Genomic DNA, 14,157 nt, shown 5'->3' with positions numbered 1-14,157 from the left:
AAAAAAAGACCATTAACTAAATAATTAACTCCCACTATGATGGTGTCATAGGAGGAGTTAAGGCAATGTGAGCCTGTACTCAAAACTAAGAGTATGGGCTTTTGTTTTAATAGGCGGTGTAAACTGTAAGTAATTAATGATTCTTATGAAAGGAATTGATGATTATGACAGAATTTACACCGTCTTTTTCTAATTTTAATGGATTAGATTATCGTGAATTTGTTATTTTACGTTATCACAATATTTCAAAACGAAAAATTTGTAAAATGTATAATATTGCATATTTTCGTATATTAGAGGTTTGTGAAATGATGCGTAAAAATGATTTTCGATTCACTTATAAGGATTATAAATTTTTAAAGAAATATGGTGTTTCTAATTCATTCATTTGTAAGATGTATCATATTTCAATTGAAGACTTAGAATTTTTTGAGGTGATGAACCGTTAGATTGAACTAAAAATAGTATAGGTCAGGAGAAGCATAGAAACTCCATTATCAAAAATGCAGTGGTACGGATTCGGGACTATTCCTATTCGTGCGACCCTAAAAATTAAATTTGTATAGGTCTGCCTATTTATAACGATGAGTGAGGTGGTTATTGATGACTGCGTTAATTAAATATGCGAAACCAATGTTAGGTGACGTATATCGTTATTTATCTCATGTAAAAGAAACATCAAAAACAGGTGACACATATTATTTGTACACGATTGAGTGTGTAGATATTAACGACAAAGTCACTGTTAGAATTCCTAACAGTAAAAGATTTAAACATTTAGAACGTATTGAGCTTTCTAATCTTTCGTTTAAATCATATATACAAGAAGATGAAAAAACAGGTTATTCATTTTTACGTACAATTTTTAGCTGATGACATTTTCAGCGTAGAAAACAAATAAAAATTTAAAGAAATGAGGCGTTTATTATGGCATGGAATCCAGTATTTGATTTAGAAAAAACATTAGGTGATTTGTATTTTATTGGTGTAGATGAGAAGTTTAAATATGAAGGCGGAGAAAAAACAGATAAAAAGATTTATGCGTATAAGTTGGCATCGTCTGGACAATCTGATCCAATCACCGTGAAAATTCCGAAAGAAGTGAAGTTAGATAGAATGTGTCTATGTGAAGTAGTCGGTGTTGACATTAATCAGTATATCCAGTCATCAGGAGATTTCCAAACAATTATGCCAAGTATTAAAGCAGAAGATATTAAACAGATAGGTACGATTACAGTAAAAAAATCAGCACCACAAGGATAATGTATGGACTTTTACACAGCTGATAGATTAGCACCTTATGCTGTTAATTTAAAATTATCTGAAGGTATGCTGGCATATATTGCATCTAGAATTAACACAGGTGATGAATTATCTTTATTGACACTCTCCAAAGAAATACAAAAAAAGTTTAATGATAACTACGTTAAAAGCAATTTTAAATCGGGAAGACCTAGAGTCTATTCCGATATTTGCTTATTGTGTTTTGGTTTGAAAGAAGCTGGATATGGACGTTTACTACAAGTCGATTTGTCTGATTGTATTTATGTTGGGGATATATTTGTTTAACTCGTTAAGTCGTTGTTAACTTAGGCTCGCTAGGCTTTTAGCGTCTGCAGGCGCAGAAATGCAAGCACGGAGTGCGATTCGCATTTGGGCGGAGCCTGCGACAAAGACGCGTAAAGAAAGCCATGCGTATGCCTAAGTTATCAAATCGCTTGCGATTTGATAGGAGGATTTTATATGGAAAATTCACCTTCTACCCCCCTTACTAATAGGGGGGTAGAGAAACCAAACGAAAGTGGCTTGGAGGCAATCGTTGACTGGGTTCAAGTGACATTCATGGTACCCTCGATTTTCACCATAATGGAGGATGTTTTGAAACTGCCTCGGGCAGTCTTTAAACATCACAATAAAGGATTGTATTTTTATAATCGTAGCTATACTTTTGGTAACATCAAAATCTTTTATTCTGACGCAGATGAGACAATGGGATTTCATTTACAATTATCTGGTTCAGCTTGTCGAGAGTTTGAACATTACTTAATCAGTTCTGGTGAAAATTGGCAAGATTTTTTTAAACGTTGCGCAATGAAACAAGCACGTTTTACACGAATTGATATCGCAATTGATGACACAAAACCGTATTTAAAAATACCGAGATTAATAAAGAAAGCACAGCACGGTGAATGTATTTCAAAATTTAGGGCTGGTAATGTTATTTCAGGCTTTAAACTTACTGATGGTCAAACAAAAGGCGCAACCTTTTACATCGGTTCTAAAAAGAGCGATATGTACTGTCGCTTTTATGAAAAAAATTATGAAATGGCTTATAAATTTAAGCTTTCTGTTGAAGAATTTGGTGATTGGAATCGATATGAAATACAAATGCGTCGAAGTAATGCAGAAAATTGTGCCAAGATTTTAGAAGAAACATCAAGTATATCTGATATTGTTAGAAGTATTTTAAATAACAGTATGCGTTTTGTTTCTGAACCAAAGGATAAAAAAGATAGTCGAAAATCAAGATGGCCGGTTTATCAAGAATGGCAAAGATTTGTGAATGGCGCAGATAAAATATCATTAAGCATGAAACCAAGTTTGAAATCAATTGAAGATAATATTGATTGGTTGTGTAGACAAGTGGCCACTACTTTAGATACTGTGCTGACTGCTGAAGCAATGGCATTATCTGAAGGACTTCTTGAAAACACGGATTTTCTGGACAAGATTTTAGCGCATTCGTCATTTAATGATGAACATACAGAAAGAATTAATCTTTATTTAGAAGAACTAAAAAGAAAAAAGAACCTATCGTCAAGATAAGTTCTTAAGGGGGTATCGTTATCAAAAATATAAGGAATAAGATTATGCATTTTACCCGTAAGCACATATTATCACGATTTTCTAAAAATGGGAAACGTTATGATGTACCTACGGAACATAATCGACAGCTACCAAAATTTAAAGACAAACGTAAATTAATTGTTGGTATATTTTACGGCTTTTTAATCATCTTATTTATTCTACTTTTGGCGTCATTTATTAAAGCGACAAAAGCGAATGATAAAAGTCATGATGCGACACAAAAGGTTGCACAAATTCAAAAAAACTATGAAGATAATGCTGAATCTGTTCAGTATAGTCCGAAATTAAAGTTATATGCAGATGATTTCATTGATTTATATATGAATATTCCAAAGGATACGAAAGAATTTGAAACACGCACAAATGAATTAGTTAAATTCTTCCCTTCAGATTATAAAAACTCAGATGAAAAGCCCGATGAAGCACAACGTCAATTAAATAGTAAAGAATTTTACAACATTACTCGAAAAAACAAACAAACGATCATTCAATATATCGTTAACTATGATGTCACCTTTGTTGAAACAAAGGAGGTTAAAGTGAAGAAGAAAAAAGAAAATGAAAAAGACAAAGATGCATATGAAACAAAGACAGAAGAGAAAGAACACAAAGTCAATCAAAACTTACTTCTAAACATACCAATTCAAAGTGACAAAGATAAATTTGTCATTATCGAACAGCCCTTTTTCACGCCAATCCCTAACATTCATCTTAATAAATCTAAAATGGTGGATGATAACTTAAGAGATAATAAGCGGGAAGATAATCCAAAAATCAAAGCGTTTATTAATGATTTCTTTGAAAAATACGCTAGTAGTAAGTCAGAAGACATGGCGTATCTAATGGATAACCCTGTTGGTTTGGAAGGGACAAGAGAAGTCGGAAGTATTAAAGATTTAAGACTTTATCCGAATGGTAATGATTATACAGCGAAAGTTGAAGTGTTAATGAAAGATAAAGGTTCGCCTATTGAGAACTTAGAACGCTATACGTTAGAAATAACAAAAAAAGATGGTAAATACTATGTTACCAAGATGACAAATACATTAGGAGGTTAAAACGATGAATTATTTATCAAGTTTATTATTAGGTGTCCCGTCAATTAGTGGTTTAGGTGATTGGATTTTTGACCAAGCAGGGACATTAGTTGGCATTATTGTTGTGATTGTTGGCTTAACGTATTGGTCACAAGGGAAGCATGGTCGTATGATTGGGTTATTTGTGATTGGTGGTCTTTTCTTCTTAGTTAGTATGGGACCTGAAACGGTACTAAACGGCATTTCAAGTATTTGGAAAATGATTTTTGGAGGCTGATATCTATTGGATAAAAAAGCTTACAACTTAAAACGTACGTTTGAACAACCGATTGTCATGTACGAATTTACAGATAAAATCCGATTTAATAAAGGGATTCGTTTAGACTTTTGGGGTACATTCTTTGTGTTAATTTTAATAGAAACATTGTTGTTTTTCGCTTTTTTAAAACCGATTGTGATGTCAGTTAAAGGATTACCGATTATTTACTTTTTGATACTCCCTTATTACGCAACTAAATATCTTGTCAAGCTTAAACAAGATGGCAAAAAATTATATTACTTTTTAGTAGATTTTATAAAGTATGTGTACAATATTCAATTTAAAAAAGTGAAATATTGTTATGATGATGCTTTGCATTACGCAACTAAAAAAATAACGTTTAAATAAGCCCCTTTCGGGTTTATTTTTTTGGAGGGATGATATGAATTTAAAAGCACCTTATGCAGGTTTAAAAGACAATTTATTACTTACAAAGTCGGGTGATGTTTGGGCATACTATCGTGTGCGTTCAGAGTCAATATCTACCGCAAATTATAATGCGAAAGAAGCATCTAAAAAACGTATGAAATACTTTTTGGAATCTATCAAAGGGTATCAAGAATTTCATTTTGAAATGTATGACCATGACCTAGACTTACGTAATAAATTTAAAGAAATTAGTCAAGATTTTGATGATGAAGCATTTGATGTTGCTGAATATTACTCAAAAGAGACAATAGATGTCCTTGAACAAGAATTACAAATGATTACGCATAACTCATTTGTCATGGGTGTGAAATTGAAAGAATTGGCTGATGATGCGGTAACAATTAAAGAAATTGTGAAAACAACATTAACGGATACGGCTGAAAAAATGGTGAGTCATTTAGGCTTTGATGTTAATCTCGATGAAAAAATATTAAGTAAGTATAAAAGCTTTGAAAAAGATTTAGCAGATAGCTTTTTAAGTTTAGGTGGTGAACGATTAACTGAGAATGAGTTGGCATATATTGTTCGTAAACCGTTTATCAGTAACGCGACACACGATGTGCAAGACCAATCATCTAAACGTGCTAAGACAGACATTTATAACGCGGTGATAGACCCTACTAAATTAAGTGTTTTAGAAATTGAAAATGAACATGAAACGTTTTATACAACAACAGTCATTGTAGATGATTTTCCGTTAGATATGGAATATACACATTTGTTTGAAAAAGGACAAAATATGTCCTTTCCTGTTGAATGTCATGTAAAAGCAAAAATTGTTGAAAACGATAAAATCAAACAGAAATTTGATCGTGCCAAAACAAATCAACGACAACAAGCAAAAGAGAAACAAAGCACGGGTGATAATGCGTCAGAAGATGTGCAAGACAACTTGTTTGTATTAGACCAAATGGAACGTGAAGTAAATGGTGCTGGTGTATTTATGGAATGGGTTTTTATGTTTGTGATTAAAGGTGATAGTTATAAAGATTGTAAGCGTAAAGCGAAACAATTAATTAAACGTTTAAAAGAAACACAAATATATGCGGTAAATCCTTTAGCGGACCAATTACAACTTTTCTATCAATGTTTACACGGTAACCCTTTATTTATCAATAAGTATTGGTTACAACGAACAACGGCAACGGGTATTGCGGAAAACCTATTTGGCGTATCACAATCGTTAGGTACCAAGACAGGCTTTTATATTGGTCGTATTGATAAATTCTTACGGTCGGTGTCACTTGAAGAATCAATCGCAAGTTCTCGTGATATTATTCTTTTTAGTTTGTTGCTTGCGGCTAAAGGGATAAAAGGCGCTGTAAGTGATAGTCCACATGTATTAATTACGGGTCAAACTGGTAAAGGTAAATCCTTTTTAGCCAAGTTACTTTGGATTTATACATCATTTTTTAAAGGTCAAATGATTTATTGGGACCCGAAATCTGAATTTGCGGAGTGGTTCGACCGTGTGACGCAAAATGAGGATATGCAGAAGAAATATCCCCTATTTATTGCGCACCTAAAAACATTTAAATATGTCACATTAGATTATCAAGATGAAAGTAACTTTGGTTGTTTAGACCCGATTGTCTTTTTGAATGGGATTGAAGCGAATGAAATGTTGAAATCTGTATTTGATGAGATTAAATCGTTTGAGAATTATCACCATATCGAAACAGCTATTTATAAAGCTATTACAGAGATTATTGAACAACGAGAAAGTGGTAAGCAAGTCGGTTCATTAAACGTGATTCAACAACTACAAAATGATGATGATGAACATGTTAGAAATGCGGGTGATTTATTATTTGAGAAAACACAAAATAATATTTTGAAACTGGTGTTTGGTTATGGTAAGAATGATGCGTTAAACATTGAAAATAAAGCCACCATTTTACAGGTAAAAGGTTTAGATATGCCGAAATCAGAAGATGACCCGAGTGGATATTCAACAAGTGAGAAAAATGGGATTACATTAATGTTGTTGATTGGTAAATTCTTAGAAAAATTCGGTTCACGTCGTGAAATTCAAACAACATTATTTATTGATGAGGGTTGGGCATTTAGTGCGAGCCGACAAGGTAAAAAAGTTGGTAAACGTATTAAGCGGACAGGTCGTTCTGAAAATAATAGTCTTGTGTTTATTACACAATCGGTTAAAGATAAGGCTGATGACGACGGTGGTAACTTTGGTTGTCATTTTGCATTTGATGAAAAAGATGAACGTGAAGATATTCTTAAATCACTTGGCTTAGAGTATTCAGAAGAATCACCTGAAAATATGGAAATGTTGAAAGATTTAAAGAAAGGACAATGTATATTCAGTGACTTTTATGGTCGTGTCGGTAAAATGGTTGTCCACTGTCCTTTTGAAGAAATGACAGAAGCATTTAGAACACAAGAAGATTCCGCAAGTAGTAAAGCAGAAGAAAAATTTGCGATGTAGAAAGGTAGGTTAATGTTATAAAATTAGTAATTTTAATTTTTTATTTGTTGCTGTGTTTTTTATGGTGCACAATAGCTGGTATAATAATATTAAGTTTGATATCTACTAATGATTACTCACTAGTAAATTTATTTATATTAATAGCAGTATTATATTTCACAGGCCTTCTTTTTATTTTCGTTTATAGATTATTTAAGAATTCGATAATTTCTAGATAACCATTATCTAGGACTGTCCATTTGGTTATGAAAAATAATGGTAATGGAAGTGTTATATATAGAAAACATTTAACTGATGAGTTGAGTAAAATGATTTATTCTATTTCTAGAGCACAAAGAGAGATATTTAAATTAATATAGTTTATAGGTACATACAATTTATATTGTATGTGCTTTTTTATGGAAGGAGTGATTTAATGGCGATAAATGAAATTGCCTTTTTTAAAGGAGTACGTATACAACCGCATCATAAATATGTTGATTTTGTATTTGCGAGTGGATTCGCATTGTTATTTTTAGCGTATCGTATTTATAAATTATATGTAGGTTATCCCAAAAATCAAGTAAACACTGATATCCAACAGATTTATATGTATGTTAAACCACATTTATTGTATCTAATAATCGGCACTTTACTAGTGTTTGTGGTTTTTAAATTCGTTGGGCAATTTTTATTGCGATTTAAAACAAAAGATTTGGCTGAAATGATTGAGACACGAGGCTGGTTTAGTGGTACTTTGTTAAGAAAAACAACCGAATACTTGAATGTTGAGTTTAAAAAGACAGAGTATGATTATTACCCTACTTTGTTTTATAAACGTGGTAAAAAATCATTTGTTTTACACATAAAAAAAGATGGTTCACGCTTTCAAGACTATTATCTTGAATTAGAAAATATTATAGAACCAATGTTTAACTGTGAATTGGTTAGAAAACAACATATTGGACGCTATTTAAGATATGAGTTCATGCCATTAAAACACAAAAAACGTATTGTTATGGACAATAATGAGTCACATAAACACATTTCAGCTGATAATAAAATTCCAATTACTGAACAAATTACATGGGATTTTGTTAAAGCACCCCATGGACTTGTCACGGGTATTACAGGTGGTGGAAAAACATACTTCTTATTTTATATTATCCGTGAGTTGTTTAGACGTAAATCAGAAGTACGTTTATTAGACCCTAAAGTGTCTGATTTAAGTTTTATGAAAAATGTTATTGGTAATGATAAAGTGGCCGATACAAAGGGGCAAATTTTAAAACAATTAAGAGAAGCAAATGATGAAATGGAATCACGTTATCAAATGATGATGGCAAATGAAAAATATAAAATCGGGAGTGACTTTAGGAATTTTGATTTATCACCCTACTTTGTCATCTTCGATGAAGTCACCGCATTTACGTCAACTTTGGATAAAAAAGAATTGACTGAGATGAATAATTATCTCGTCAATATTATTATGAAAGGTCGACAAGCTGGTGTCTTTATGTTTTTAACTGCGCAAAGACCCGATGCAGATGTGATTAAGGGTAGCATACGAGACCAATTAGGTTTACGTGTTAGTCTTGGTAATTTATCTAATGATGGTTATAAAATGACATTTGGTCAAACGGATAAGGCATTTCAGACAATTGATGATAGCGATATAGGACGTGGTTATATTTCTATTTTAGGACAGTATAATGACCCTATTTTATTTGACGCCCCACTCATGGAACAATATGATTTTGCGGAAGATGTTAGACAGATTTTATTACAGAATGATGTAGAAAATCAAGATAAAAAGACATTGGTATTTTAAAGGAGTGGTCAGATGAAGCGTAAAGGAACATATCTTTTATGCTTTTTAATTTTGCCTTTTGTACTGTTAACGTCTATAAGTGCTTATGCTGTATCAAACCCTATCGGCGAGCCCACACGTTCAGTACAACCTAAAATTGAAAAGTATGACTTAAGCAATTATCGTTCAATTTATGAAGAAGAAGGTGATTGGAATCCATTTGGTGAAGAAGAAATCAGTAGACAAATTAATAATGTGACTGATTTCTTTTTTAGTATGTCAAAAATTCTAGTAAGTATTACCGATTATGCGATTGGAGAACTGTTCAACTTAGATGTTTTAGATGAATTCGGTGATAAAATCGGGACATTTGTCGCTGATATATACGAAAATCTATCGCAAAATTTAATGGTTACACTGTTTGTCCTTGTCAGTATTAATGCATTTGTGATTTTTAGCGTTCAAGGAAATGTAAGAGAAGCCCTAAGACGTGGTTTTCTTATCTTTTGTTTAATTGGATTTGGCGTCGGAATTTTGGCGAATGCGGGCTCAATTATTCGTGGGACAAATGCGATTGGTAAAGATTTGAACAATATTATTATGAATAGTACGTCATCAATTAACGGTAATATTGACTACGTCAATGAAAATTCGGGTTTAAACAATATACGTAATCAGTATTTTGATATGACGATTTATCGCACCTATCTTGTTATGAATTATGGGACAGTAAATGAAAAAGAAATCAAAGAAAAAGGTAAAGACCGCATTGATGATATATTGAAAGAAAAATATTCAGAAGAAGGTCAGAAAAATATCGAAAAAATTGTAAAAGATGAAGTAGATGAAAAAAAGCGGAATAATAAGTATATGACGCAAGGTTATGTATTTCAGAAATTAGCCATTTCAATTATTGGTTTTGTAATTACGCTGTTTATGTCCGTTGTCTTCTTATCTATTTCATTTGCGAAATTGATTTTTTCAACGTTTGCGTTATTCTTATTTATCTTTTTGGCATTCAGCTGGATTATCAGTTTTTGGCCAGGCTTTGAAATTAGTGTATTCAAAGCGTTCGCTAAGACAGTGGGTTATATGATTTTAAGTACATGTATGACGTTTTTATTTGTGATCGTTGGCTTATGTATTGATTTAGCGAACACGTTTATCGTGCCAGATAGCCAAAATGCCTATTTTTTAAACTGTATTTTTGTGATTGTGATACTCATTGTATTGTTTAAAAAACGGGCTCAAATTATTAGCTTTGTGTCTCGTGGTAATGTAAGCTTTTCAGCAACACAAATTGGTGAAACAGCTATGCGTAAAACACAAGATAGTTGGAATGCGATGCGTCATCAAGAAAGTCAAAACAAACAAAAGAAACGAGCAAATCAAAGAATATCACCTGAACCTAAACAGATAATGGCATCTAACCCAAAACGTACACAACAAACAACTATGTCCCCTGTGATGATGCGTCGTCAAAATAGTCAGCAGATGAAACGTCGTAGTCAACAACAATCACAGACTGATAATGGACGAGCAACATATCATGATTTAAATCATCAAGGGAATACGAATGAACCACTAAAAACGCATGATATTCAAAAAACAACACAACAAGATGTTAGACCACCAACACGCACTGCACATAAAGATATACAACGTTCACCACAAACGACTAGCCATTATTCAGAATCAAGGACAGAACAACGACAAAAAAGAGCCGTTCAAAGTGCTTATGATTCGGATATTCAGAAACGTCAAGTCAGCAATAGGCACAGTGTTCATACTTCAAACCAACAGATTCAACGTTCATCACAAGCTGAAAGACGATTAAAAGAACAAAAGGAAAAAAATAAACATGGTGAATAAAAAACAATTAGCTAAAAATTTAGCTAAAAAAACACCTGTTGGTATGAAGTTTAAAGTAATTAAGTATGTTATTGTATTACTTTTGATTATTGTTTGTATATTGCCGATTGTTGCAATGCTTTTATTTGCTCCTAGTGATTCATCAGATGAAGAAGAAACGGGTTGTAGTGTGCAAGGTGGCGATGTTGGTTCAAGTGGTGTTCAAAAGTTTAATCAATATGCGCAAGGTGGTGCGCTTGAAGGTAAAGGGAAAGATATAGAAAAAATCGCTAAAAAGCATAAAATACCGGTTAACCTTTTTATGGCGATTATCGCAAGTGAAAGTGGTTGGGGTAAAGGTGCAAATGCGACACGCCAAAACAACCCCCTTTCAGTTATGGGTAATCGTTCGATTGAAGATTCAACATTTAAAACGATTGATGATGGGTTGAATGCAGGGGCTAAAAATTTATATGATTTATATTTATCAGAAGGGTTAAACACGCCTAAAAAGATTGGTCCAAAGTATGCCCCTATCGGTGCAGCAAACGACCCTAAAAACATGAATGCCCGTTGGATTCCAACTGTTGAGAAAATTATGAAGGACTTAGGTGGGTCTAATTCAAAAGTGACATGTGATAGTGGCGGTAAATCCATTAAATTTAATGGTAAATTGCCTAGTTGGTCAAATTCGAGCCCTGGTAATGGTAATTTATACACAGCAGGTCAGTGTACCTGGTATGCGTTTGGTATTCGTCAAAAGATGGGTAAACCTATTTCAACGTATTGGCATGATGCGTATAAGTGGAATGATCGTGCAAAAGAAGAAGGTTATAAAGTGAATACAAAACCAGCTGTTGGCGCATTATTTATCGCTGAACAAGGTGCAGGTGGTCATTCTAATCAGTATGGTCATGTCGCTGTGGTTATTGGTGTAGGTGATGGTGGTAAAACATTTAAAATCTCAGAAATGAACTGGGAAGGTGCTTATAAAGTAAATCAACGTACTTTAGATATGACTGATGGGTACTCTTTCATTCATGATAAGGAGTGATGTGTATGAAAAGTAAGATTATTAGTTTTTTAATCATATCTGTTTTGTTGATTGGTGCGGTATTATTGGGCTTTAATATCACAAATCAACAAGTCAAACAAAAAGATAGTCAAATTGCGCATTTACAAAAAGAGAAAGCGGATTTAAAAGCAACGAATGACCGGTTAAGCGAAACAGTCAAACGTCAATCTAAAACGGTTATTGCTGAAGATGAAAAACGGATACGTGAAACAGCACAATCGTTTGTCAAAGCAATGTTTGAAATGAAGAAAGGCACATCATTTCAAGAAAAGTCAGCGACATTGAAACCATTCGTAACTGATGAGTATCATAATACATTATTTGGCAATGTCAAAGATAAGTATAATCTGTTTGACGATATCACAGTAAGTGATATTAATGTGTATTTTGATACGTATGACCCTAAGAAAGATGATTACAAAGTCTTTGTGCAATTTAATGAACGACTTGACACAGAAGCGAGTGACAAAGTCGAAAATAGTGTTACTTCTGTTCAGTTAGACCTTGTTAGAACAGGCGACGGCTGGAAAATCAATGATTTACAACGATTCAATTTGAAGCCTTTAGGTTATTGATTTGTGTCAAGTGCATGGTTATAATTGCCTAAAGGAGGAATTAATATGAAGAAAACTTTAGTATTAATAATTGCTTTAGTATTTGTATTAACTGCCTGTGGCAATAAGTATGAAAGTGAAATTGAAAAAGTTAGTACGTTAGAAAAAAAACATTGGAATACTCAAGAAAATGAAACTTTCAAAAAGTTTGATGAAAATAAGGCTGATTTTTATGTTTATGAAGATGGCAAAGTAGTTGTGGTTAATTATAATATTCTCAAGGATAGTGATACTATGTCAGCTGATGCTTTTAAAATAAATGAAACGACTGGCGAATTTGAGGAATTAGATCACTTTGATGAAGAGGAGTATCAACGTAATAATAAGCCGGATTATGAATTAAAAAATTCAAAATAAAAAAATCAAGTCCCGCATGACATTAACACGGACTTGATTTGAACAAATCTTTACATTTATTCTAAATAAATTTTATATGAATGTAAAGGAGTGTCTTAATATGAAAAAAAGAAAACGACGTGAAGAACTTGATTATTATTCACGCTTAGCGATTGCTAGATATATAGATGATGGTTTAACGATTACACAGATAGCTAATTTGTTAAATCGAGATTATCAAGTTATTTGGGGCGAGTTGAAAAGGCGTACTGATGAAAATGGAGAATATGACCCTGTTGCTGCGCAAGAACAAGCGATTGAAGCTAAAAAGTATACAGAAGAAGACCTTGAGAAGCGACGTATTTTAACACCTGAAGCAAAAGTTTATATAGAAGAAAAGTTATCTTTAAAGTGGTCGCCAAGACAGATTGCGAGTCATATTAAAAAAGATACAGGTGTGTATATTAGTTATCCGACAATCTATCGTTATATTCGTGAAGGAATCGTTAAAGTCGATGTTAAACGTGATTTACGTCGTTCTGGTAAAAAACACAATAAATCGACTGAAACACGTGGAAAGATTAAGGTTGGTGATCGTGCAATTATGTATAGACCCTACTTCGGTGAAAAAGCGTGAGGAATACGGTCATTATGAAGTAGATACGATTTGGAGTAAAAGACCTTCAACAGCTTGTTTATTAACGATAATTGAGCGTAAAACACGTTTTTTATACGCACGTAGATTAAATACACGTCAAAGTGATGTCGTTTGTGACGCGATTGTAGATATATTACAACATTTATCTCCTAAAACAATTACGCTAGACCAAGGGAAAGAGTTTTCTCTTTATGAAATTATAGAAGATAAATTATTGTGCGACGTGTACTTTAGCGATGCTGGTAAACCCTATCAACGTGGTTCTATTGAAAATGCGAATGGTTTATTGCGACAATATTTCCCAAAAGGCACAGACTTTAAAGATGTTAGTGATATGGAGGTACAAGTTGCGGTAGAACAGATTAATACTCGTCCGAGAATGATTTTCGACTATTTGACGAGTGAAGATATGTTGTTTGATGAACACAACTAATTTATCTTACGAGCACACCACTGTAACATGTTTAAGTAGTAACTTCGTGAGGTACGAACGTGTTACTACTTAACATGTAATCTAAGCGAACGGTTTACAGTGAGTGCGGAAGTGATAGATGAATAAAATTTGTATATTCATGCAAAAAATATAGTGACTTACTGTTTAGGGTATCGATGTTTTTGTACATTTTTATTCTCTATATCTTGAATATTGTTTAAACATTATATATAGCTTATTTTAGGCTTCAAAAAACAAAAAAATTAAAAAGATTTTAAATTTAGGGTTGACACATCGCC

The 14,157-nt window shown here is 32.9% G+C and carries 16 protein-coding genes; all 16 read left to right on the top strand.

Annotated elements, in window-relative coordinates:
* The first annotated feature begins 164 nt into the window (after positions 1 to 164).
* The 16 genes from TP70_RS03520 to TP70_RS12210 all read left to right on the top strand — a co-directional run bounded on the left by TP70_RS03520 (position 165) and on the right by TP70_RS12210 (position 13,858).
* A complete protein-coding gene (locus TP70_RS03520; RefSeq protein WP_044359355.1) occupies positions 165 to 449 on the top strand; it encodes a hypothetical protein in 285 nt (94 codons plus the stop codon).
* Between the two features lie 154 nt (positions 450 to 603).
* Positions 604 to 873 carry a hypothetical protein gene (locus TP70_RS03515; RefSeq protein ID WP_052502869.1) on the top strand — a complete coding sequence of 90 codons (270 nt, stop codon included), beginning with the start codon at positions 604 to 606 and terminating at the stop codon, positions 871 to 873.
* Between the two features lie 54 nt (positions 874 to 927).
* Positions 928 to 1,263, top strand: coding sequence for a DUF961 family protein (locus TP70_RS03510; protein WP_044359354.1), 336 nt, complete (start codon positions 928 to 930; stop codon positions 1,261 to 1,263).
* A gap of 3 nt (positions 1,264 to 1,266) precedes the next feature.
* Entirely contained in the window at positions 1,267 to 1,569 is a 303-nt protein-coding gene (locus TP70_RS03505; protein WP_044359353.1) for a hypothetical protein, read from the top strand.
* A gap of 174 nt (positions 1,570 to 1,743) precedes the next feature.
* Positions 1,744 to 2,826: a replication initiation factor domain-containing protein gene (locus TP70_RS03500; RefSeq protein WP_044359351.1), complete on the top strand. Its 1,083-nt coding sequence runs from the start codon at positions 1,744 to 1,746 to the stop codon at positions 2,824 to 2,826.
* A 44-nt stretch (positions 2,827 to 2,870) separates the two neighbouring features.
* On the top strand, positions 2,871 to 3,926 hold the full coding sequence (locus tag TP70_RS03495; protein WP_044359350.1) for a conjugal transfer protein: 1,056 nt from the start codon (positions 2,871 to 2,873) through the stop codon (positions 3,924 to 3,926).
* 4 nt (positions 3,927 to 3,930) lie between these two features.
* Entirely contained in the window at positions 3,931 to 4,182 is a 252-nt protein-coding gene (locus tag TP70_RS03490) for a TcpD family membrane protein (protein ID WP_044359349.1), read from the top strand.
* 6 nt (positions 4,183 to 4,188) lie between these two features.
* On the top strand, positions 4,189 to 4,572 hold the full coding sequence (locus TP70_RS03485) for a TcpE family conjugal transfer membrane protein (RefSeq protein WP_044359347.1): 384 nt from the start codon (positions 4,189 to 4,191) through the stop codon (positions 4,570 to 4,572).
* Between the two features lie 34 nt (positions 4,573 to 4,606).
* Positions 4,607 to 7,102: an ATP-binding protein gene (locus TP70_RS03480; RefSeq protein WP_044359345.1), complete on the top strand. Its 2,496-nt coding sequence runs from the start codon at positions 4,607 to 4,609 to the stop codon at positions 7,100 to 7,102.
* Positions 7,103 to 7,517: 415 nt separating this feature from the next.
* Positions 7,518 to 8,912, top strand: a complete 1,395-nt coding sequence (locus TP70_RS03475; protein WP_044359344.1) for an FtsK/SpoIIIE domain-containing protein — start codon at positions 7,518 to 7,520, stop codon at positions 8,910 to 8,912.
* Between the two features lie 12 nt (positions 8,913 to 8,924).
* Entirely contained in the window at positions 8,925 to 10,763 is a 1,839-nt protein-coding gene (locus tag TP70_RS03470) for a CD3337/EF1877 family mobilome membrane protein (RefSeq protein WP_044359343.1), read from the top strand.
* A complete protein-coding gene (locus tag TP70_RS03465) occupies positions 10,753 to 11,796 on the top strand; it encodes a CHAP domain-containing protein (RefSeq protein ID WP_044359341.1) in 1,044 nt (347 codons plus the stop codon). Before TP70_RS03470 ends, TP70_RS03465 begins: the two co-directional genes overlap by 11 nt.
* A 5-nt stretch (positions 11,797 to 11,801) precedes the next feature.
* Positions 11,802 to 12,392, top strand: coding sequence for a TMF family protein (locus tag TP70_RS03460; RefSeq protein ID WP_044359340.1), 591 nt, complete (start codon positions 11,802 to 11,804; stop codon positions 12,390 to 12,392).
* A 45-nt stretch (positions 12,393 to 12,437) separates the two neighbouring features.
* A complete protein-coding gene (locus tag TP70_RS03455) occupies positions 12,438 to 12,788 on the top strand; it encodes a cystatin-like fold lipoprotein (protein WP_044359339.1) in 351 nt (116 codons plus the stop codon).
* Positions 12,789 to 12,888: 100 nt separating this feature from the next.
* Positions 12,889 to 13,404, top strand: coding sequence for a helix-turn-helix domain-containing protein (locus tag TP70_RS12215; protein ID WP_044359337.1), 516 nt, complete (start codon positions 12,889 to 12,891; stop codon positions 13,402 to 13,404).
* Positions 13,391 to 13,858 carry an IS30 family transposase gene (locus TP70_RS12210; protein ID WP_169743600.1) on the top strand — a complete coding sequence of 156 codons (468 nt, stop codon included), beginning with the start codon at positions 13,391 to 13,393 and terminating at the stop codon, positions 13,856 to 13,858. The genes TP70_RS12215 and TP70_RS12210 overlap by 14 nt, the downstream gene beginning before the upstream one ends.
* Positions 13,859 to 14,157: the final 299 nt, after the last annotated feature.

It is taken from the genome of Staphylococcus microti, assembly GCF_000934465.1.
Lineage (GTDB): Bacteria > Bacillota > Bacilli > Staphylococcales > Staphylococcaceae > Staphylococcus > Staphylococcus microti.
This window is presented reverse-complemented; position numbering and strand designations above follow the sequence as displayed.

Bases quoted from the DNA above. Each gene is read 5' to 3' on its own strand.
- TP70_RS03520 (WP_044359355.1), top strand. From the start codon at position 165: ATGACAGAATTTACACCGTCTTTTTCTAATTTTAATGGATTAGATTAT.
- TP70_RS03515 (WP_052502869.1), top strand. From the start codon at position 604: ATGACTGCGTTAATTAAATATGCGAAACCAATGTTAGGTGACGTATAT.
- TP70_RS03510 (WP_044359354.1), top strand. From the start codon at position 928: ATGGCATGGAATCCAGTATTTGATTTAGAAAAAACATTAGGTGATTTG.
- TP70_RS03505 (WP_044359353.1), top strand. From the start codon at position 1,267: ATGGACTTTTACACAGCTGATAGATTAGCACCTTATGCTGTTAATTTA.
- TP70_RS03500 (WP_044359351.1), top strand. From the start codon at position 1,744: ATGGAAAATTCACCTTCTACCCCCCTTACTAATAGGGGGGTAGAGAAA.
- TP70_RS03495 (WP_044359350.1), top strand. From the start codon at position 2,871: ATGCATTTTACCCGTAAGCACATATTATCACGATTTTCTAAAAATGGG.
- TP70_RS03490 (WP_044359349.1), top strand. From the start codon at position 3,931: ATGAATTATTTATCAAGTTTATTATTAGGTGTCCCGTCAATTAGTGGT.
- TP70_RS03480 (WP_044359345.1), top strand. From the start codon at position 4,607: ATGAATTTAAAAGCACCTTATGCAGGTTTAAAAGACAATTTATTACTT.
- TP70_RS03475 (WP_044359344.1), top strand. From the start codon at position 7,518: ATGGCGATAAATGAAATTGCCTTTTTTAAAGGAGTACGTATACAACCG.
- TP70_RS03470 (WP_044359343.1), top strand. From the start codon at position 8,925: ATGAAGCGTAAAGGAACATATCTTTTATGCTTTTTAATTTTGCCTTTT.
- TP70_RS03465 (WP_044359341.1), top strand. From the start codon at position 10,753: ATGGTGAATAAAAAACAATTAGCTAAAAATTTAGCTAAAAAAACACCT.
- TP70_RS03460 (WP_044359340.1), top strand. From the start codon at position 11,802: ATGAAAAGTAAGATTATTAGTTTTTTAATCATATCTGTTTTGTTGATT.
- TP70_RS03455 (WP_044359339.1), top strand. From the start codon at position 12,438: ATGAAGAAAACTTTAGTATTAATAATTGCTTTAGTATTTGTATTAACT.
- TP70_RS12215 (WP_044359337.1), top strand. From the start codon at position 12,889: ATGAAAAAAAGAAAACGACGTGAAGAACTTGATTATTATTCACGCTTA.